Source organism: Sphingomonas sp. SL1004 (genome assembly GCF_057815015.1).
In genome coordinates this window covers 2,007,508-2,028,632 of the sequence record NZ_JBYMUX010000001.1, presented here as the reverse complement: position 1 = coordinate 2,028,632, position 21,125 = coordinate 2,007,508, and the positions used below count along the sequence as shown (strand labels likewise).

16 protein-coding genes and 2 pseudogenes are annotated in these 21,125 nt (G+C 56.8%); 9 read left to right on the top strand and 9 right to left on the bottom strand.

The features are described 5' to 3' along the window. Nucleotides 1-2 precede the first annotated feature (2 nt). From AC3D24_RS09105 to AC3D24_RS09095, 3 genes are read left to right on the top strand one after another with little or no spacing between them, the layout of a single operon-like run. A complete protein-coding gene (locus AC3D24_RS09105; protein WP_489029986.1) occupies nucleotides 3-1,028 on the top strand; it encodes a hypothetical protein in 1,026 nt (341 codons plus the stop codon). Continuing rightward, on the top strand, nucleotides 1,025-2,329 hold the full coding sequence (locus AC3D24_RS09100) for a hypothetical protein (protein ID WP_489029985.1): 1,305 nt from the start codon (nucleotides 1,025-1,027) through the stop codon (nucleotides 2,327-2,329). The genes AC3D24_RS09105 and AC3D24_RS09100 overlap by 4 nt, the downstream gene beginning before the upstream one ends. Next, nucleotides 2,289-4,295, top strand: coding sequence for a hypothetical protein (locus AC3D24_RS09095; RefSeq protein WP_489029983.1), 2,007 nt, complete (start codon nucleotides 2,289-2,291; stop codon nucleotides 4,293-4,295). The genes AC3D24_RS09100 and AC3D24_RS09095 overlap by 41 nt, the downstream gene beginning before the upstream one ends. A gap of 29 nt (nucleotides 4,296-4,324) precedes the next feature. On the opposite strand, the gene AC3D24_RS09090 is transcribed toward AC3D24_RS09095, so the two are convergent. Genes AC3D24_RS09090 through AC3D24_RS09065 form a run of 6 tightly spaced genes read right to left on the bottom strand, consistent with a single transcriptional unit; the run spans nucleotide 4,325 to nucleotide 10,615 of the window. Continuing rightward, a complete protein-coding gene (locus AC3D24_RS09090; protein ID WP_489029981.1) occupies nucleotides 4,325-5,227 on the bottom strand; it encodes a glycosyltransferase family 2 protein in 903 nt (300 codons plus the stop codon). Then, nucleotides 5,227-6,330, bottom strand: a complete 1,104-nt coding sequence (locus AC3D24_RS09085; RefSeq protein WP_489029979.1) for a glycosyltransferase family 4 protein — start codon at nucleotides 6,328-6,330, stop codon at nucleotides 5,227-5,229. Before AC3D24_RS09085 ends, AC3D24_RS09090 begins: the two co-directional genes overlap by 1 nt. After that, nucleotides 6,327-7,304, bottom strand: a complete 978-nt coding sequence (locus AC3D24_RS09080; RefSeq protein WP_489029978.1) for an NAD-dependent epimerase/dehydratase family protein — start codon at nucleotides 7,302-7,304, stop codon at nucleotides 6,327-6,329. The genes AC3D24_RS09085 and AC3D24_RS09080 overlap by 4 nt, the downstream gene beginning before the upstream one ends. Then, entirely contained in the window at nucleotides 7,301-8,560 is a 1,260-nt protein-coding gene (locus tag AC3D24_RS09075; RefSeq protein WP_489029976.1) for a WcaI family glycosyltransferase, read from the bottom strand. Before AC3D24_RS09075 ends, AC3D24_RS09080 begins: the two co-directional genes overlap by 4 nt. A 32-nt stretch (nucleotides 8,561-8,592) precedes the next feature. Beyond that, on the bottom strand, nucleotides 8,593-9,588 hold the full coding sequence (locus AC3D24_RS09070) for a hypothetical protein (RefSeq protein ID WP_489029974.1): 996 nt from the start codon (nucleotides 9,586-9,588) through the stop codon (nucleotides 8,593-8,595). Then, on the bottom strand, nucleotides 9,581-10,615 hold the full coding sequence (locus AC3D24_RS09065) for an STELLO glycosyltransferase family protein (protein WP_489029972.1): 1,035 nt from the start codon (nucleotides 10,613-10,615) through the stop codon (nucleotides 9,581-9,583). Before AC3D24_RS09065 ends, AC3D24_RS09070 begins: the two co-directional genes overlap by 8 nt. A gap of 168 nt (nucleotides 10,616-10,783) precedes the next feature. On the opposite strand from AC3D24_RS09065, the gene AC3D24_RS09060 reads away from it, so the two are divergent. Further along, on the top strand, nucleotides 10,784-12,196 hold the full coding sequence (locus AC3D24_RS09060; protein WP_489029970.1) for an MATE family efflux transporter: 1,413 nt from the start codon (nucleotides 10,784-10,786) through the stop codon (nucleotides 12,194-12,196). 299 nt (nucleotides 12,197-12,495) lie between these two features. Here the strand turns inward: AC3D24_RS09060 and AC3D24_RS09055 are convergent. Then, a pseudogene (locus tag AC3D24_RS09055) lies at nucleotides 12,496-13,734 on the bottom strand (IS3 family transposase). A 666-nt stretch (nucleotides 13,735-14,400) separates the two neighbouring features. On the opposite strand from AC3D24_RS09055, the gene AC3D24_RS09050 reads away from it, so the two are divergent. Then, nucleotides 14,401-15,159, top strand: coding sequence for a class I SAM-dependent methyltransferase (locus tag AC3D24_RS09050; protein WP_489029968.1), 759 nt, complete (start codon nucleotides 14,401-14,403; stop codon nucleotides 15,157-15,159). A gap of 412 nt (nucleotides 15,160-15,571) precedes the next feature. Here the strand turns inward: AC3D24_RS09050 and AC3D24_RS09045 are convergent. Further along, nucleotides 15,572-15,828: pseudogene (locus tag AC3D24_RS09045) on the bottom strand (transposase); the annotation flags it as partial. Nucleotides 15,829-16,396: 568 nt separating this feature from the next. Here AC3D24_RS09045 and AC3D24_RS09040 point away from each other — a divergent pair. Beyond that, complete coding sequence (locus AC3D24_RS09040; protein ID WP_489033115.1) at nucleotides 16,397-16,906, top strand: DNA -binding domain-containing protein; 510 nt, start codon at nucleotides 16,397-16,399, stop codon at nucleotides 16,904-16,906. A gap of 24 nt (nucleotides 16,907-16,930) precedes the next feature. Here AC3D24_RS09040 and AC3D24_RS09035 read toward each other — a convergent pair whose 3' ends face one another. Then, nucleotides 16,931-17,497 carry a helix-turn-helix domain-containing protein gene (locus tag AC3D24_RS09035; protein ID WP_489029966.1) on the bottom strand — a complete coding sequence of 189 codons (567 nt, stop codon included), beginning with the start codon at nucleotides 17,495-17,497 and terminating at the stop codon, nucleotides 16,931-16,933. On the opposite strand from AC3D24_RS09035, the gene AC3D24_RS09030 reads away from it, so the two are divergent. From AC3D24_RS09030 to AC3D24_RS09020, 3 genes are all read left to right on the top strand, one after another. Next, nucleotides 17,496-18,377 (top strand): GntR family transcriptional regulator, encoded by an 882-nt coding sequence (locus AC3D24_RS09030; protein ID WP_489029965.1) that lies wholly within the window; start codon nucleotides 17,496-17,498, stop codon nucleotides 18,375-18,377. The two genes, AC3D24_RS09035 and AC3D24_RS09030, sit on opposite strands and share 2 nt — an antisense overlap. Nucleotides 18,378-18,659: 282 nt before the next feature. Continuing rightward, complete coding sequence (locus tag AC3D24_RS09025) at nucleotides 18,660-19,334, top strand: lasso peptide biosynthesis B2 protein (RefSeq protein ID WP_489029963.1); 675 nt, start codon at nucleotides 18,660-18,662, stop codon at nucleotides 19,332-19,334. Continuing rightward, complete coding sequence (locus tag AC3D24_RS09020) at nucleotides 19,331-21,124, top strand: asparagine synthase-related protein (RefSeq protein ID WP_489029961.1); 1,794 nt, start codon at nucleotides 19,331-19,333, stop codon at nucleotides 21,122-21,124. The genes AC3D24_RS09025 and AC3D24_RS09020 overlap by 4 nt, the downstream gene beginning before the upstream one ends. Nucleotide 21,125 lies beyond the last annotated feature (1 nt).

The window sequence follows — 21,125 nt, the reverse complement described above, 5'->3', positions numbered from 1 at the left end:
TGTTGCGTGAGCCAATCAATGTCGTTGCGGCGCGCGTTGCCGGCTTAACCGCCGGTCTAGAAGGAAATGAGAAACGTGGCCGCCGACTACTCAATTATGCTGAGTCGCTGTCGCGACGGGATATTCCGACGCAGGTCGCTCAGATTGAGGTTGCTGTCGCCGACAGTAACATCGTCAGGGCGCTCCATCATTATGATACTGCGTTGCGTACGGATGATGTGGCCGACCAGCTTCTAATGCCGACTCTGGTTGCTGCATCGAGCGCTTCCGATGTTGCCGGCCCGCTAGCGCAGATTATCGCGAAACGTCCACCATGGCGTATGCGTTTTCTGTACGGTTTGCTGACTACAAACCCTTGGCCATCGACTCTCATACCATTGGTTACCGCTGCCCGGCTGAACATTAACGACTCCCTCGAGCGGGACTTTCTGAACAGGACCGTTGCCGGATTAGTCGCACGTGGAAAGTTGGCCGAAGGTGCGCAATTTTATGCACGTGCCACGGGAACGCCTTTGATTGCCATGACAGGGGCTGTCCGAAACGGCGACTTTGCCCGTGAGGATCGGATTGCGCCATTTGATTGGTCGATCGTCGATGAACCCGGACTGGCGGGTGTAAAAGATTTGGTTGATCCTACCGTTTTGCAGCGAGCGTCTTTCCGTAACGCTCTATCGCTCAGTATCGAGACAGGCAGATCGGGCGTAGTAGCGCGACAGTTGCTCTTACTCCCCGCAGGAAGGCATACTTTGCAGTTCACTGTTGGAAATGTCGATTCCTCGGATCGATCGAGCATAACGTTAGTATGCAATGGAACAGATGCACCGATCGCCGCAATACGCTTTCCTATCTCGTCTGATCGGCCTACAACTGTCAACGCAAATATTACTGTGCCGGATGGATGTTCAGGTCAATGGATAGCTATTCAAGCGGCCACGGATATTAACGCGTCTGCAAACCAGGGGACGCAGCCGTGGGTCAGCGGCGTTAAAATTCTGCAAACTCAAGCGGTATCTGAGGGACGTTCGTGACCTGGATACTGCTAATGGTCATATTATGGCCGCTAGAAATCGTCGCGATTGTCTGGGCAATACGTCGGAGTGGTTTCCTGCCATTTCCGCACGGTACAATGATTTATCTGTTCACAGGGCAGATCATGCTCGCGTTACATGCGTACGGAATTCTGTTTTATAGTTTTCTTCACGTTTTCTCGACCTACGCATACATTCATTTTTTTCCACAGATGTTTGCCCTTCAAGCAATCATGTTATTTTCGCTTTGTTTGGTAGTGCCTAAGGCGCAGGTATCGATCAGCGCAGCCGTTCAAAACATCAATGTAAATGAGACGGTGTTTTTTGCCCTTATCATCTTACTATATGCCTGTTGGGGTGTCGTACTCGTATCGCTGAACTGGTCCGTAGTTTGGAGTAACAGTGTCTACCTAACCATGACGGACCCGATGCAGGCCTTACTTATCAACAATGCCTTTACGAGATTGGCGTTTACGTTAGTTGGCCCGTTGGGGATCGTTGCTGCTGCTGCAACTGCGTTTACCCTATGCTCTGGACGCGCTCGACTAGGCATCATCTTGTTGCCAGTTACGATATGGGCGTTTGTATTCTTCCTCGCAGCCCATTCGCGGTCAGCGTCTGCTTATCTTATTCTAGCGGCACTGATTGCGGCCATGTTTCCGCGAACGCGGTGGGCAACGGTGGTCCTTGGCGCTCTCGGTTTTCTGACAACGTTGTCGGTCCTGTGGGGAAGGGGATCCAATAATCATGGCTTTTCCTCGCTGCCTGATTACTTTTCGAATATTGGAAGGTATTATCAAGTTGCCGGGTTCGATGCGCTCAGCAATATTTATGAGGGCGTATTTACGACATCCGAGTACTTCTCGCACAACTTTCGGTTTGATCCTATATACAAGCGACTTTCTCTATCACCACTTTTTAGTTTCATTGACGGGTATGACACGGTTCGTGAACTGTACGCAATCCGGCTGAGCTACTTCGTGCCAAACCCGGCGGTGAGCGAAGTACTGTCCTTTGGACCGGCGTACGCGGCAATCTATTTTGGTGTGTTGCTTTTCGCGGGTTACCAGTCTGCTCTATTGGTTGTGCGTCGGCCGGGCCTTGTGTCGCTTGGCCTGAATGCCTTGGTTATGTTGGGTAGCTACCTTCAGTTCGCCTATGACACCCGCGGGAACTTCAGGTCCTTTTTCTATATCGCGATCGTATGTTGGATACTTAATAGACGTTGGCAGCCTGAAAGGCCGGCAGCATCAGTTCTCGATGCCGTCGATCACGAGCCGCAGCCTTACCATGCCAGCTGACCGTCCCGAGGATATTGCCCAGGACGCCGCGCTACCACGCCGCACTATCTTGGCGGCTGCAGTTGGTGGGATAGCGTCTGGTCCCTTGTGGGCGCAGGCTGTCAAACAGGCTCGTCCTCCAGTTTCAAGTGATAAGACTATAGCGCTAGAGTCCGTTGCGCGGTTCGGTGCTGTTGGTAACGGTCGTTCTGGCGCAGCTGATCAAGCTGGACTGGCCAACGCCGTGCGCGCTGTAAACCGATCGGGTCGCTATGTTGCCGGAATCGGAGAAAGCTATTGGGGGCACCCTCAAGACGGTCTTTTTATCCCGGCAGGCGTGTACGATGCTGGCGACCTGGAACTTGCCGGAAATACATCGCCATTTCCCGCTATGTCGATCTGTGCCATCCCAGGATCGGTAGTGATCCGTATCCCTGACGGGCAATATCTTTTTGAAACAAGCGAGCGCCTTAACTGGCTCTACGTATTTGGTATTACCTTTGTCGGCGGTAAGGGTACGTTCCAACATCGTTTTACCGGAACGAACGTTAATGGTCGGTTCGTTTTCGAACGGTGTGTGTTCGATAATTATTCTGAATGCGCCATTGGTAATAATGCAGTCGACCAACCGTATCTGGAAGTTCGCAATTGCACGTTCATGGCTGCGCCAAAGAGTCGAGCGATTGGTATCGCGTGGGGGGGGTACGCCGATGGCTCGGTCATCGAAAGCAACGCCTTTCTTCGTAATCGCTACCATGTGAAGCTGGGACCCGATCCCAGCGGAAGCGTTCATATCGCGCGCAATGACTTTCTACGGTGGGACACGGATACCCCGCTAGATGCGGCGATATGGTTGGTTCCCGCAACACGCGTTGGCCGTTTCGACACGAACGCGGGGTGGGGCACCATCATATCCGGTAACAAATTCGGTAACGAGAATATGGCGCCACTGGACGTTCGTGTTTTGATAGCGCGCGAGGGGCCTGGCACTAACCGGCAAACGCGTGCGCACTCGGAACGGTTTGACGCGGGTGGTAGCAACGGGGCCTTTTTGGCAGGTGTAACGATCGAGAACAATCGCGTGGCAGCTACCGCTGTTACCAGCTCGCCGTTTATGCGCAGTTGGATCGCCGAGGTGCGGAACCTGTCTTACTTGAACAACCGCCATGACGGGGGTCTGCATAGTTGGTTATGTGAGTTCATGGGCTCGCGCCCGGGAGATTATGCTAATCTCAACTGGACAGTCCGATTGGACAACGCCGGTAGCGTACTGGGCAGCTCGCCGTTCTCATTGGGCGTGTCCAATGCGTTGATCGGTCCCCAATGGGATCCTGGAGCAACCGAGGGTCTCGCGGAGGAGACCATGCTTTTTGGAGCGGGCGGCGATGATACCTCCTTTGTAGCACTTGCGGTAGCGGACCGGCCGGAGTCCTTTACGGCGACGGGAAAAGACGTAGTGTTGCGGCCCGTTGCTGATCACAATGGACATTTGCGTGCGGTCGACGTCGGCGGGAGGCCACAATCGGGCGTATATGGCCAACTACACGGCGCAGTGGCGCAGCGTATGAGCTGGATTACGTTGGATCTGCGTCGTGGCGCGGGCAGTGCGGGCAAAGCGATCACGGTACGCATCTTCAACCCCTCGACAGGGGCGACCGCGCGCCAGTTGCGCTATAATCTGCCGGCCGATTGGCGGCGCGTGAGGCTACCTTTCACCTTGCCGGCATCGATCAAGCCGGAAGGGTGGCAGTTCTTGATACAGGGCGCGGACGCACAAGCGTCAACATCATTCCAGGTTGCCCGGCTGTATGTGTACCATGGTCGTGAGCCCCAACCTGATGCCCATGTCGCGACACTTGGTGATGGCAAATGGGACGGAAGCCATATCATCCTGGGACGTACGCATTTGTGGGAAGAGGCTGGTGCCTTATATATCAAATCTGATGGCCCCCCTAAAGGACCTACCGACGGAAAGAAACTTGGCTAAAAGGCCGGCATCCGACACTCGACCTGTTGCTAAAGATCAACAATCCGTTCCGGTTTGGCGCGACCACTGATGAGCTCGATTATGGCTCGAACGTTACCCGCTAGTCGACCACGATAATCGAATAAGGGATGACCCTTTACCGATCGAAGACTATTCGACACAAGAGCGCGCGCTACTAGTACCGCTGCAAGTCCTTTTGGGCAGGTGCCTTTACCAGCCAGATATAGAGGATTGATGATTTGAGAGTATCCGTAACGGCGACCGCTAACGCGAGCGCCCTTTGATCCCAAATGCACGCCTGCACAGCCTTGTGCGGTAACCAGCTGTCCCGAACTTGGCTTTGCAACTTGTCCTGAAAAGTCGAGATCTTCTAGCCAACCGTAGAGCGGTAACCGTTCGTCGAAATGTGCACGGGCAAATACACTCGTGCGCACGGCCATGTTACACCCATATAACCTTGGAACGCGTGCGGTAGAGCCGCTCACCGGTCGCACCCATCCGGCGATCACGTTTACCGCCTCATCCTCGCTGATCGCCGCACTGCGAGCACCGTCACGTAATACCACGCCGGTTAGCCCTGCCACGTTGGACTGCGCAGCAAATACGGCCGCTGCCTCCTCCAGCCAGTGAGCATCAGGCCGAAAATCGTCATCAAAAAACGCAATAACGTCAGGGAGTTCTGACGCGCCGCTCAAGATGTGGTGTACACCGGCGTTTCGCTGACGGGGAAGCCCTGGTTCGGGGGCTACGATCGTCTCCGGCTCTAAGGGCAAGGTAACAGTCCCGCCCCAGTCATCCGGCGAACTGCCTACGATTACAATCCGATCAGGTTTACGCGAACCGTGCGCGAGCTTTTCAAGAAGGATCCGGACTTCTTGCGCACGCCCGCGCGTGGCAACGATGATCGCAATAGTGCAGTGGGCGGAGGTCATTACGCGTGCTCCGGCGGAGAGGTCATCAGGCCCAGCAGGCCATTATATTGCTGAATTGAGTACGCACAGTCCTGCTGAATTTCCTGCTGGATCATCGTAGAGCGATGCTGACGGTCTACCGGCGTTCTAGCTTCCTCGATGATCCACTTTTGCGCGAATTCAACGAAATTACCATCGCGTGGACAAACTCCGCCGCGTATGCCTGTCACGATCTCCCGAATAACACCACGATCGGTAGTAAGAACAGGCACACCTGCTGCCAACGCTTCGTAGATTACTAAGGGTGCCGCTTCCTGCCGAAACTGCGTGGGAAACAAGAACAGGTCGATTGCTCGATAAATATCGCGCTTGGCAACACCGGAAACCTTCCCGACGTGTGTCACCCGTTCGCCATGTCGGGTGCGTAACTCGTTAATTCGCGTAACAACATCATTATCGAGTGCGGGGCCGGCAAGAAGAAGAGTGGCGTCCTGTCCACTAGAACGCATGGCGTCAAAAGTATCGGCAACGATGAAGAAGCCTTTATCAGCGCAAAGATTGCTCAGATGCCCTAACCGTAGCGTCTCAGTGCCCTGAACGCTAACCGGTGCGTTGGCCTCTTCAGCTACAAAACGCGCGTTAGTCGCAACAAGCCGATCAACAGCTCCATACCGGCGTGCAAAGCTATCCGCCATGCCATCGGTTAGAAACACATGTACCGCCTTGCTACGCGTAGTATCTGTGAGAAGTGCCATCGGACGGCTATAGTCTTCAATGTAGCGGCATGAGTGATGATGGACGATAATTCTTCCGAATTTGTTGGCCGCTGCGCTTACGATCCCCGCCGTATACCACGCCCCCGCTCCAGCGTCGGGCACGACGTAAAGCACATGTTCCGGTGCTGCCAGCTTATAGGCAGCCCTACCAGCGCGCCAGTTAGCACGCGCACGTTGTGCGTGATATCCTAGACTTCGGCTATGTGCGAGTGTAGGTCCAGAGATATCGAGCGCGGTAGCCTTGACACCACGCGATTTGAGCGCATCAAACACCATTTGGTTGACGAGAGCTGCCCCACCGACAGGGGGGGGGAAGCTGCCAACCATTACGATTTGCGGACCAGTCATCGGCGATATTCTTCCGCATGGTGCTCCCGCAACCATGCCACAGTTGCAACAATACCCTGCTCCGGCGTCAGTGTACCGCGCCCCAATACACGAAACGTCTCATCCATTGGAACAGGATAGTCCGTGATCATGCGGTAAAGGCGGCCACGATCAATTGGCGCAGGACCGCCTATCCGTTTGACGACTTCGCCAACCCCAGCCAGTAACCGCAAGGCACTACCGGGCACGCGTCGAGTCGGTTTGCCGGTCAGTGCACGACTGAAGCCATCGAGCCATCCGGACGAGCGCGCCGGTGCATCCCCGAGATAAAAGACTTTGTGATTGGTGTCGGCGGAATCGGCATCGGGAACGGCCAGTAACTGCGCAACCACGCTTCCGACAAAGCCGTACGCTCTGATTGGGTCTATACCGGTTGGAAGCATGTACCAGCGGCGATTAAGATAGCGCCAGATAGATTTGTGAAAAGTTGCGTGCCATGGACCCCAGACCGTTGCAGGGCGAACGATAGTCCAGCGGAGCTCACTGGCTTCCTGCCACAGAATCTCCTCAGAATCGGCCTTGCTTTGTCCATACGCTGTGTAGGGGTGATAGTCCCGAGAATGCGCTGGCGAGTATTCAGGGCCAACGACTAGCTGAGTAGATGCATGAATTAACAAAGGGGAGGGGGCGCAACTGCGTACAGCGGCAACGACGTTACGCAGACCTTCCGTGTTAGGTAGCATAGCCTCTGCGGATAACGAAATATCTGCTACAGCCGCAAGGTTATAGACTACATCGGGCTGGAACTTCCCTATTGCCTCTTTAATGCCAGCGGCATCAAGAAGGTTCGCACGTTGCCAACATGCGGCGTGATTGGCCTCTCCCGGCTCCACTATGTCCAAGTTTAGGACAGCGTCACCCCGGTCTAAGGCTGCCTGTACGAGGTTAGTACCGATAAACCCCGAGCCACCAGTAATCACGATGCGTTTAGTCATCGTACAGCTTCCTTTACATGAGTACGACGAAAATTGACGGCAGTTGCAAGGTCATTGGCGAACCCAGCGACGATGTGATCTTTGTCCCAAGCATATTCGGCGCGAGCTCTTGCGGCGTTGCCAAGGCGCTGCCTTAGAGGCTCGCAGTCGATTAGCTGCACTATCGCATCGGCGAACGCTGCTTCATCCTCAGGAGGGGTCACCAACCCGCACCCTTCGACTTCACGGGCAAGGCCGGTATCGATCGCGGCTGTTGCAATTACAGGACGCCCAGATGCCAGGATATTTGTTAGCTTTGAAGGGAGAACTAAATCGGCTGCATCGCCTTTCTGCGGGAGCAAGTGAATCGTAGCGAGTGCTAAAAGATCGGATAATTGTTCTTTAGGCTGTAGGTTCGCAATGACAATATTAGGCGCTCCCGCTGCCTCCTGCTCTAAGACAGGTTTATTAGGGCCATCACCGCATATCACAAACGTAAGATCGTCACGGTGCGCAAGTCTCTTTGCTGCAGCTACCACAATCTCTATTCCTTGTTTATTGGCAATATTGCCAGAATATAAAGCAACATGCGGCGTATTAATTCCCCAAGTTTGACGAAACGATGACGTACCATCAGGCTGGGGTTGAATCTCTGCTAGGTTCGCCCAGTTGCGTATTTCATGAACCCGGCTTTGTGATACGCCCAACTCAACGAGCTTACGGCACATCTCGATGCTAATGCTGCTAACGTGATCAAACGCTTTCATAATGCCTTGTTCAATAGCTTGAGCTAGCCGGACAATACGAGAGTCTTCCGGTAACAGTCCGGTTGCAACTGCAGCCTCGACTTCAAAGTCCTGCACATGCAGCCACGCGACCGAACCACCTAACCTTGCTGCCATCCATCCGACAGGGGCGGCAGCAAGGGATGGTGCGATACACAGGACGACATCTGGGCGCCACGTCAGCCCTTGCCAGGCCATCGGCGTGAACGACGAGAGCATGAAGCTTACATGGTGAAGCAGGCGTCGTATTCCGCTGGGTTTACGAGGAACATATAGGGGACAGCGCAGCAAGCGGACGCCATTCTCCTGTTCGCGTTTCCACCACGATCCCTTATACCGGTCTGGTACATGCCAATCGGGGTAATACGGCTTTGCCGTAACGACGCGAACCTGATGACCCGCGCGTACGAACGCCTGGGCCAGATCACCGGTATACACCGCAATACCAATTTTCTCGGGCGGGTAATTAATGCCTAAAACTAAAATTCGCATGAGCTATGCGCCAAGCGGCGCCTTCCTGACGGTTACCGCCACTGACTAAGCTTTACAGGATGAACGTAGAGCCACTGTTCCGGAAATTCCTTCATGAGGCGCTGCCATTCATTGCCATAACGTGCGGCAAACGCGGGAGTTTCCGCCGGATCCCAAAACTCAGTGCCTTGCCATGGGAAATCCGCTCGCCTGGGTGCGTCAGCCTCAGCAAACCGGGCACCAGGCATCATTTCTGTTATAACGGTATCACAAGCGAGCGCCAAAGCGGTAGGAACCGCTACCTCCGCGAAGATATCCAGCGCAGCAAATACGCCGCATAGGTGGGCGAACTGCCGAATGGCAGACGCCGGAACGACGAAAAAGTCGGCGTATCCCATGAGCAGCGGATAATCGCTCGGTTTACCGCGCAACTTTGCCATCCATGGGGCGGTTAGGTAACCCGCAGCCGGAAGGACGGCGCCGAGTACATGGCGTGCCTGCGCGACCGACTGAATAGACGGAACGTGATCGGCCAATCCCATTGCCGCAAACTTTGCCCGAGCGTCGTCTTCAAGTGGCAGCTCAGCTCGCCAATCAAATCCCGCTCCATTGCGCTTCAAGGCAATTGTAGCAGGTAGTGCTCGATGCCAAGCGTAGCGATTGGCATCGAGAGGCGCGAGCGACTTAATGTATCCGGCGCCAGACGGTAATCCGAGTTCACGAATGATGTTGTCCGCGTTGAACCGCGGATTTAAGATGAGATCATCGGAAATGAAAACATAGTGCGTGGCAGTGTCGTCGATAAACGAGGCTGCACCCTGCGCGACATGGCCGCTGAAATGCCAGCTTGTTTCATGAACGGCGCACACGTCAGCACGCTCCGACCTGGCGAACGGCATAAGATACGTTCGTCGTGGGAAGCGGTCTGCATAAAGCGCGTCGAGCTTGTCGAGGTTACGCTCGAAACGATGATTAAAGAGGAAGACGGCACTTGCGTTATCCGGAACGCTCTGCGCCGCCTCGATCTCCGTCGTATCGATATTACGCAAGAACAGTCGCCAAATCGGCTAGCCAAGCGTCAAGCAGCGGAAGCTCTGCTTCGCCAACGTGCCCACCTTCGACCAGGGCGCGATAGCAAAGCCGCAGATTTTCACCCATCGTCGGAAGATCTGTGCCGGGGAGGATCGTTAAAGCGTCAAGCGCTTCTGCAATCTTACGATTTCCAAGATATCCGCTGATTTCATCTTCAAAATCGCGCATCAAACTGTGGTCGTTACGGTCTTGGACAACCGTCGCTTCGCGAAACAAGATCGACCAGCCGTTTGCGCCAGCGATGCGCTGAGCGACGAAGCTGCGCCAAATGTCCGTCATGCGGAAGCTGCAATGGGCTGGGAGATACAGAAGCGGAAAAGCTTCACGATAATGGATCGTGTTCTGGCTGTTGTATGGGCACCACGAACCACTCGACAGCGCAACCCGCAGCGATTTATCAAAATAGAATGGAAGAGGAAGCGCTAGGCGATAAATCGCATCGACATCTGGATTCTCGTCCGCGAGCCCCTGCTGAATCGGAATCCGCACCGTCTGGGGTTCTGATAGCGCAGGCAATGCCGTGTTGATTTCATCGAGCGGCAAGCCGCGAGGCCAGATCAAAGCGTCCGTAAAGTAGCGATATACGTTGACCCATCCGCCATCAACGACCGCTGGCAGGGTCGTTTCTAGCGGCAAGGCTTCGTAAAAGTTAGGGCCAGGAAGGTTGTCGTCATCGGTTTCAATAATCTGATCGACGCCGCTCTGGATCGCCAACAAGTAACCGATATTCTTCCGGGCGTAATGCCGTGTCGGGCATAATTTCACTGTTTCGTACGGCAGTGTAAGCTGCGTATCGTACCCGTAAAACTGGCAGCCCTCCAACTCGAACTTGTCTGGAGACTTGGTGTCGCCGATGACGTAAAAGTCCAGACCTCGCTCAGCGCAATCTGCTGCAATCGCGCGCATGACGGCGTTGGGTGCGGCGATCGAGGTAAGCACGACTGCGGCTTCCGGACGGTGGGGGGCTGGATTTGTCTCTGCCATGGTTCTTCCAATATGGTTTGGTTGGCGTCTAGCGGGACAAGGGGCGGCTTGGCCAGCCTCAATTCGATCCCGAAGCGGTACTAACGCCATCAAAACCGTTCATTGAGATGGTTGACTTGCCTTGGCAGGCGCGCCAATCGCCGCTCCCGCATAGCGAGATTGTTGGCAATGACAGATATACCAGGCGCAGCGCAGGTCGCGGCAGCGCAAATCGGCCGGCAAACTGTCTTACGCCGCCTCGCTAATAACGGCGCAGCCGCATCAGTTATCGAAGTTCTCGTCACGGGCGGTATATTGTTACTCGCGTTCCGGATTGTGATCTCGTCCTCATCGCTAAAGCAGTTCGGTGTTTGGGCACTGATTCAATCGCTAACATCTGTCATCAAAATGGCGGATGTGGGAATTGCTGGTGCACTGCCGAAATTTATCGGTCAAATGAGCAAGGAGGACCGGAGTAAAAAGATTTGGCCTTACATTGACACCGCGATAATATTCACGTTCGTCTTTTACGTTGTAGTCGCCGGGGTTGCCTATTATCCTTTAAGTCTACTGTTGCAGCGCAATCTTGAAGTCGAACAAATGTCATTAGCTCGGACCATGCTTCCCCTTGTCTTGGGAAACGCTATATTGTGGAGCATAAGTACTGTTCCGATAGCGGCCTTAGTTGGTATCCGCGAAGGGACGCGTAAAAGCGCAATTAACGTCGCAGGTTCATGCGCCATGTTGCTTTTTGCAGCATTGCTTGCGCCGCGGTTTCAGGTTTTGGCATTAGTATTTGCTCAGGCGGTACAATTTTTCTTTGTCACTATAGCAGCATGGGTGTGTTTATCGCGACGCTTGAACGCAGTTAACTTCCGAGTTTCACTGAGATTCAACTCGGCAATTATTAAGGAGACCATTGGACTGTCTTTGCTTACTCAAGCAAATACAGCGATGGCTCAGATCTATGATGTAGTGGTGCGTCTCTTGCTCACGCGCGCAGGCGGTACGGCTAGCACAGCCGTTTATGAGCTTGTCGAGCGGGTGTTTCAGCCAGTCCGCGTGTTGCTCATAGGTCCTGCCTTTTTAAGCGTGCCCGTACTGGCACGAGCGTTCGCACGCCGACGCTGGCGCGCGATCGGACGCATTTACGAGCGTCAAGTCGTGCTCATCGCGGTCGCAGCGATCGTCGTGTACGCTGCGGTTGCCGTTGCCTCACCACTCGTCTCGTATGTACTTTTGAAACGGATCGACTCGAATTTTCTTACAGTATTTTTTATCGATTGGGCGGCAACATTTGTATATGTCTTGTGCATTCCAGGAATGTTGTTTGGGCCAGCGTCGGGTCGGTTGCGGTACAACATCATAGGCAATATTGGTCAGTTGACGGGCGCTGCAGTAATAGGAACAATACTCGGCGTCGTTCACGGACCGTGGGTGGCCCTCAGTGGGATTGTCTGCGTTTATATGGCGGCGTCACTGTTTCAGTCACGTGCGAACACACGAGTCATCGGCGTCAACATGCTACCAAGCAGGCGCCTGCTTGGTCAGTTTCGTCGCCCTGGAGGGTTAAAGCTGTTGTTCCGTCCAATCATGGCCTGAACAGATTAACCCACTGACCTAGACGTCCGGTATGCTTGTCCGGACGCGTCTAGCGTACATTCCGCATTGTATGCTCTTCGAGGCAAAGCTGTCTGTAAAGCGGCTGCGGTATCAGTGAGGTTGTGGCAGCCGAGCACACACTTAGTGAAATAGTTAGGGACGGCTAATACGCAGCCCCCGAGTTGATGCACTTGATTGAATATTATCCTAAGTCGCTTGCGAAGTTCGGACCGTCGGACCGTCGGACCGGCGTTGCGGTCGTTCAACGCCGTCGTGAGGTTGGTCTTTGCTGTTGCCCCCTAAAGGCCTGACAGAGCCTCGCAGGTTTGCGCGATGAACTCGCGTGGGGATCGATAGCGCAAAGCGGGATGCGGATGCACCTCGTTATAATGGTCGAACCAGCCGGACAATTGGTCGATGACGCTCTGCGCATTCGGCCTGGGGTTCACACGGACATAATCGCGCTTGAGGGTGAGAACGAATGCCTCAGCCATACCATTCGATTGAGGACTGCTGACTGGGGTCGTGCGCGGGATCAATCCGATGTCCTGGGCGAGCGCACGTGTGTCGCGTGCGGTGTAGCAGCTTCCGTTGTCGGTAAGCCACTCGATCGGTTGGGGCACGCGGTTCACCCGTCCGTAGCGATGCTCGACCGTGGCGACCATCAAGTCCTGGACGTCCTCTGCGGTGATGCCGCCCGTCGTCGCCTCGTGTCCCATCGCTTCACGGTCGCCGCAGTCGAGCGCGAATGCGACACGTACCTTCTCGCCATTGTCACAGGTGATCTCCAGCCCGTCGGAGCACCAGCGGGTGTTGCGCAGATCGACGGCGACTTGGCCATCGTGACGCCGTTCGTCGCCGCGTTCGCCGTCCCGCTGTAGCAGCAGCCCGTGCACTTTCATGACCCGGTAAACGCGTTTCGGATCGGGCGCTTCGCGCCCGGTCTTCTCGGCCTGCCGGCGGAGCAGAGCATGAACGCGGCGATAGCCATAGGTCGGCAGATCGGTGACGAGCGCGCGGATGTCGGCGACCAGCTCGGCATCCGGCAGCGGCGGTCATCCGCGTGATCGGGGCGCTGGGCGATGGCATTGCGGACAGGTGTGGACGAGCGATGCGGACCGCCTCTGCGACCGTCCTCGCCGTCCATCCCGCGGCAACGAGGTCGAGCGCAACAGCAGTTTTTTGGGCCTGCGTCCCGGCACACGGCCTCGCGGAGCAGCTCGCTCTCCATGGCCTTCTTGCCGAGCAGCCGGTGTAGTTCACGCACCTGCGCCTCGAGCGCACGGTAATCGGACGCCGGCACCACTTCCTCGCCCGCTGTCGCGGCGGTCAGCGCACCCCTGCGCCATCGGGCACCGGCAGGTGAAGATCTGATTGCCACCGATGCCGTGCCGGCGGGCGACGAGCTAGAGGCTCATCCCCGGCAGATACGTCTCCTCGCCGATCCGGACCTTTTCCTCCGGTGTCCACCGCCTCCGGCGCTGAACACCGGAGAGAACCTCGCCATCGTTGTAACGCCTGGTCGTACCGTCAGTCATATGCCTCACTCTTATCTAAGAGCGGGGCCCTGTCGGGTCATTTAGAGGGCCACCTCAGTTTTACGATACCCCGTTATACTGGCCTGGTCATAACGCTGCCATGGAATTCGAACCTCGTGGAGCTGCTGGTATCGATCAGCGGTGTTATTGTGGCGGCCGATGAATTTCCTCGCCCGACTTCCATGGTTCGGGATGCGTATTACCCTGGGGCTGACACATATAGTGGTTGGTTCGCCCGGCGCTCGATGGCGCATGTCTCTCCCGTGTTAGCTTTGCAACCTCGTGAGCCGGCCATTGGGCATGCTCAAGCCGAGTCCGTCCTACATTCATCCGGCGACCTCCTCGCTGGCAGCTGTGTGAGTAGTAGTGCCTCCATGTGACCATGCCGGCCCGAGCGTTGACTGCCCGTGATCACCGGCGCGGTTCTTGTCAGCTGCAATGTCTGGAATTTGACGACCAACTGAAGGCTGGTTGCCTTCGGACTCGTGGGCTTAGCCGACATCGATCATGGACCCGAATTCCCGGCCATTGCTTCACCTATGATCTCGTTTGATGGAGCTCGTGCGCAAAGCAGTAAGCGCTCTTGTGGTCTCAGATCGAGGCCAAGCGATGTTTCGTCCTGTTGAATAAACTAATTCGTATTGGTAATAATGGCGCATGAGTTTCATGAGCCAAATCCGCCGCGCGCCGGCGCAATCATCACGTTCGTCCGATAAAGTCGTTGTAGAGAACTTTCCGGAATGTGACTTTGGTGGGTATACGCGGTATGATGGAACTGTTGAATTCTACACTCGCATTGCTTCAATATTAAAATCGACCGACCACGTCCTGGATTATGGCGCTGGTCGAGGATGCGGTCTAGAAGATCCATCAGCGTATCGCCGGAGCCTCCGCCAGTTACGAGGGCGTTGTGCCCATGTCGAAGGCTGTGATGTAGACCGGGCAGTATTTAAAAATCCTTTGCTGGACGGGGCATCCCTTGTTCAGGACGGGGCATTGCAATACCCCGACGGATCATTCGATCTGATCATTGCTGACTGGGTTTTCGAACATATTGAAACACCGGAGAATGTGATCCCGGAGCTGATGCGAGTATTGAAACCGGGAGGTTGCATTTTTGCCCGCACACCAAACAAATGGGGATACGTGTCATTTGCGGCGCGGTTTCTTCCGGGGTCCTTGTTGAAATACATACAACCCGAAAGATTAGATGAGGATGTATTTCCTAAATGCTATGAAATGAACTCGAAACGGCAGCTGGCTAGATTATTTAACGAAAGTGGAATGGTTGTTGTTCATACGATGAAAACCGAGCCGACCTACTTCTTTGGGAGTAATCTGGTATTTCGCATGATGAAAGCCTTACACGAGCTTACGCCGTCGCCTTTTTTGCCATTTCTGATGGTTATGGTCCGAAAGAACTAACAAGCTACGTTGCCTATATTGAAGTCGAGCGTCGCTATAAAAAACGTGCAACGCGCTTAAACCAATAGGGTGTCTTCTTGATCCTGTCCTGAGCGAAGTCGAATGGCAGCTGATGCCTTGCTCGTAACTCATTCGCTTGTGCCCGGGGTATTGAACTTATCCCGCGTACAACCTTGGTCGGTAGTTCACGGTTGATCGCCCACAGGACAAGGCCTCGGCAGCGCTCCCGCTCTAGGGCGGTAGCGTGCCGCGAATTCACACCCTCGGAGGCCGGGTCGCGCGTGTCGACTAGTGCCGGTACGAGCAGTTGCATACGTAGGAAGTCGGGCATCGCGATCCCGAGCACGTGGCAAAGCCGTGATCGGCCATCAGCTTCTCCACCGCAGCGTAGCGCTTTGCAGACCGGTCAGTTTTTTCCCAGCAGATCCTTCAGCGCTGACACGTCGAGTATCGACTCCGCCAGCAGCTTCTTCAGCCGTCGGTTTTCGTCCTCCAACGTGCGCAGCCGGGCCGTCTCCGACACCGTCACCCCGCCATACTTCGACTTTCAGTTGTAGAATGTCGCATCGCTGATCCCGTGCTTGCGGCACAGGTCCGCGGTCTGCATGCCAGCCTCATGCTCGCGCGGCACCCAATGATCTGATCCTCGGTACATCGGCCTCGCCGCATCACGCGTCTCCCCTGACGAGCTAACGTACCAATGTCCTGATTTCTGGGGAGCAGGTCACCATCAACACGTGTCAGATTCAGCTGGTTCATGGCATCATCTTTATTGCGTGGTACGCGCGGGAAATCTGCGGGCATTGCTCGCTGCGTCGGCGCGGAAAAGGCAGGGCAGTCGCGGACGCGCAAGAAATCGTCGTATTCGCCACCGGAAATATGCTGAATATATGACAGATGGCGCAAAGGCTGTCTGACTTCTGCTTGGTTAGCAGGAGCGTCGTCATGACAGCGCATCTCCCGTTCCCGCCGCTTGTTGCGCGCGACAAGCCTCCGTTCGACAGCGTGTGCGATCCCGCGGTGTTTGCTTGGGAAATCCTGCGCCGACGCGCAGAATATCGGCCAAGTGGCACTGATATTGCCGTAAAACTTGTAAAAAGGGGGCCGCACCCGATCGAACTTCTGACCGGATCTCCGCCGGACCCACTATGGGGATTACAGTTTCGCGGAGGACCCCGACCGCCCTGCTAGCGATGCCCGTCTCTTCTGGCGCCCGGATCTCGATCCATTGGCGATCGTGGCGCATGCGGTGCCTGTGATGCGCGGCGGCCCTAAGGGTTTTGACCTTATGGCGTTGCCACTTCCAGCCACGCATCTCACGATACCGTCTTCAGGCGAACAGCTGCTGCTAGGTAGAGGCCCGCGGTCGATCCGTCTCAATATCGCTCAAGGAACGCTGCTCGACGGCCCCGTCAGGCTTGCGTACCAGCTCGGCGACGCCGACCGACTGGAGATCCGGCTGCTGGCGCTGCGCCGTCTCGCGGGGTTTCTGCGACAGCGGCGCATACCGGCGACGCTGTACCCGGTCGGCGCCAAAACGCGGCGTTGGATGGATATCATCGCCGTGCTCGATGCGCTGGCCCACGGTTTGCCTCATCGCGCCATCGCGCAAATTCTGTTCGGCGAGCGGCTCGTTAGCCGAGACTGGACCGGCGGTTCGGACTATTTGCGCACCCGTACCCACCGCTTGATCTGTCGGGCGCGCAAACTCGCAGCCGGTGGCTATATCGATCTGGTCCGCCGTTGAATACCCGCGGCTTTACGCAGCCGCTCAAGATTCTTCCTTGCGCGATCCTTCGGCTTTGCGATCACTTCGGTTGACCATGCGCTGACGCAGCGCGCTCAAACCGATGGAACCGGTCCGGCCTGCAAGCCAATTCTGCAAGAAGCGTTCGCGATCATCGAGTTTGGCCCCGAACTCCTTGAATAGCCTGTCGAAGCCGCCCGCCAAATTGGGGGGATCGAGATAGGCAATGTCGCCGCGCCGCTCGTCAGCGAATTGCTCGAAATACATCATCATGATCATACAGAATTTTGTGTCCGCGCAGTCAATCGCCAAGTCGGGTTGGCCGAATAGGGCGCCAAGCAGCAGCGCGAAGGGGTCCGCATCCGTTGCCTCGGCGAAAGCGAAGAGTCGTTGGTGGGTAAGCGGCCCGCGGCCAGATTCGAACTCTTGGTAGGTGCGCAACGGCATCCCCAGCGCGGTTGCAATGTCACCCGCTGTCATGCCTCGCTTCTTGCGGATCGCACGCAACGATCGCGTCAGTATTCGCGCGCCACCGTCGATCTCGATCGGAGAGTGTTTCATACCAGCGACCCCGTGCGCCAATTCGGCCATGCACCCGCGCATTGTCTTCGAGACGTATCGCGAGCCGCGTGCGTTTATTACAATTAGACCCGATCTGTCATCAAACTGTTCCGCGCGCTACCTTCATGTCCTTGGCGATCGATTGACGGTTGTTCGGCAAGAGTGCGGGGGATGTGCTGATACGACGTGGTCTGTCCGCCGCGCGGTCGCCGCCGCGCCGCAACAAACCAGCGAGATGCAGCCATGCCGTGCCGATTTGGCTCCCCTGAATCGACATGCCGCCGTGCGATCACTGAGGATCGTCGCGAAGGGAGGCCAGGAGATGCCGGATCGGGTGGAGCGCGCGAAATTCGATGATCTTTATGCGCTGGTGTCAGCCATGCTGGCAGACGGTCGTTACCGCCCCGGCGATCGCATCGGGCTCAAAGATCTGGCGTCCCAGCTTCATGTCAGCGTGACTCCGCTTCGCGAGGTCCTGTCTCGCCTTGTCGGATGCGACATCGTGACGGAACGTCGATCCGAGGGCTATTATCTGGCGCGGTTTGATGCACGCGATATTGCAGATCTGTACCGACTCCATTTTGCCTGCATCGAACGAGCATTGGATGCCGCTCCAGGGATGATGTCCGCCCTGCCGTCGGCGGATATATGGGAGATGCTTTGCGCGATCGTGGACGCGTCCGGCAACACAATCTTGTCCGACGTGTATCGCTATCTGGATGGTCGTCTCAAACTGATCCGACGTGCCGAAATTGCCGTGCTGGGCAGCGCTGAACCCATTTTGGTCGAGATTTCTCGAACTCTTACAGCGCAAGATATCAATATCTTCAGAGACAAGATCCGTAAAATCTATGAGCAGCGGATCAGCATGGCGGCCGACATCGCGCTGTTTCTTGGGCGTAGACTCTGAAGTCATAAATATATCTCAGATATAGCTTGGATGAGTCTTCCCGATAGCGCGAGATCGTCAATGCCACTGCCGAGTCGCAGTGGAGACACAAGTGAGGAAAGGTAGTTATCATGACGAAAGAACCACAATCCGCGCCGAAACTGATCGTGCTCGGGTCTGCACGGCGTCAGACCAAGGGTACGCCAATCGGCGCCCGGCAGGAATCGCTGATGGTCGGCTATTACGACTGACCAAGGCTGCGGCACTGGTCTCGAGGCCGGTGCCGCATAGCGAGGAACCGCCATGGCGCCCCGATCCGATGATCTTCTCGACTCCCTGGCGCTCGCCGATGGTGTCCATGCCGTCCGATCGTCGGATGGCATCGTCTTTCTCGATATCGACCGCGATGCCTATTTCTGCGTGTACGATCCTTGCGACGCCGCATGCCGCGATGGCGGTCCCATATCCCTGGAGGCGATACGCAGCCAATTGCTGGAACAAGGCCTTGTGGCCGATGCCCGGCAGGATGGGATACATTCTTCGGTGCGACCGATCACGCCGTTCTGGCGCGAAGCGCCGATAGACCATTGCTCGCCCGGCGTCCGGGATATCGCCCGCTTTCTTCACGCCCTTGTCTGCGCCGCCTGGCGCTTTCGCCGTTCGTCCTTCGCCCAGATGATCGCGCATGCGCAGCGGGGTACCGCGCGTGTCCCGCAATCGTCCCCAGCGCGTGCAACTGCCTGTTTCGAGCGCCTTTGCCTCTGGCTGCCCTTTCGCATCCAGTGCCTGTTCCGGTCCTTCTTCCTGCTGCATTTCCTGCGCTGTTACGGGCTGCGCGCCGACTGGATCTTCGGCGTGTCGCTCTTCCCCTTCCACGCCCATTGCTGGCTGGCCGACGGCGATCTTCTGCTGGGCGAACGCATCGGCAAGGTCGAAGCGTTTACAACGATATTCCAGATCGAGCGCGCCAGCGCATGATCGGCTTCATCGCGTATCGCTGGCGCGGGGACGATCTGCCTGCCGATCGGTCCGCCGCACATCTTCGTACCGTAGCGCTCGACCGGGGTTGGCACGTTGTCCAGGACAGGCCTGGATGGACGGTGCTCGCGGAAGCGCCGCTTGGTCCCGCTCCCACGTACAGGATGGTCGACAATCGTACGGTCGTCATCGGTTCGGTGTTCGATCGTAGCGCAACCGAACAGGGACGCGTCGCCGACGGTGCCGTTCTAGATGACAGCCAAGACTTCGCCATGCTGTGCGATCACCTAACGACGCGGTGCTGGGGCGCGTATGTCGCGTTGCAGATCGAGCCAGATGATCCGGCCTCTCTCGATATCTTCCGCGATCCCGTCGGCATGCTCGATTGCGTCCTTTGGTACAGTGAAGGCGTGCATATCGTCACGTCCATGCCCGAGCCGTTCATCGCCCCCGCGCCGCCGGTCGGACTCGCGATCGACTGGATGCGACTGGCGGCCCTTCTCAGGTTTCCCGGCTCGGTCGGTGATGCGCTGCCGATCGTCGGTGTCGAAGCTGTCCCTCCAGGGGTAAGACTGGCGCTCGCCGGAAACACACGGCGAACGACGCGTCTTTGGACACCGGCCAAGTTCGCGCGACAGACTGTGCCGTCAGCGCCGCCATCGCTGCCCGCCATGATCGATGCCTGCATCGGCGCCTGGCATTCCTCGTTAGGAATCGCGATCGCCGAAGTGTCCGGCGGCCTGGACTCGGGCATCGTCGCTGTGGGCCTCGTCCGGTCGGGTCGCGATGTCGCCGGCTGGTTCCATTATCATGCCATCGACCGCGAGGGCGACGAACGCACCTATGCGCGTGCCGTCGCCGCGCATCTTGGCCTGCCGCTCCACGAAACCCTTCAGGATCACCGTATCATCGACGCGACGCTGATGGCCGACGTGCCGGTGACGCTGCGCCCGAATGTCGCCAGCCTTAGTGTATTTCACGATCGCGACCTTGCCGCGCGTGGACGGGCGCTGGGCGCCGATACCTTGCTCACGGGCCAGGGCGGCGACGCACTCTTCTTCCAGCCCGCAACGCCGTTGATCGCCGCGGATCTCTGGCGCGATCCGCGCCCCTGGCCGGCAAAGGCCGCGACGATCGCCGAGCTCGCTGGCTGGACCGGACGATCGATCTGGTCGGTCCTCGGCACTGCCTTGCACGCGCGTATCGCCCCGAGCGCAGTCGCCATGCCGGATTACAGGTTCGACCTCGTGTCCCGCGACATCCCATGCGACAATCATCCGCTGCGCTGGCTCGACGACACGGCCGACCTCGCCCCTGCCAAGCAGCTCCAGATCCTCACCCTTGCGGCCTGCCGGGCGGCGTTCGGCGGATCCTGGTGTGCATCGGCCATGACCGTCCGGCATCCTTTGATGTCGCAACCCTTGCTCGAGCATGTCCTGCCCATCACTGCGCTCGACCTTACGCAGGGCAGACGCGATCGTGCGATGATCCGGCAGGCCTATGCGGGGCGGCTGCCGCCGATCCTGCTCGAGCGCCGCGGCAAGGGCTGCCTCACGCCGTTCTTCGGCCGCATGCTCGCAGCGAGCATGCCGTTCCTGCGCGACTATCTGATCGGCGGCGTACTTGATCAGCATCATCTGCTCGACCGCAAGACGCTGGCGGTGGTGCTCGATCCCGAGCACGTGATGCGGACGAACTGCTACACCGAAATCTTCGTCGTCCTACTGATGGAGCGCTGGGCACGCGCCTGGTGCGATCGGATTACGGCGATCGATGCCGCGCGCGCTTGAT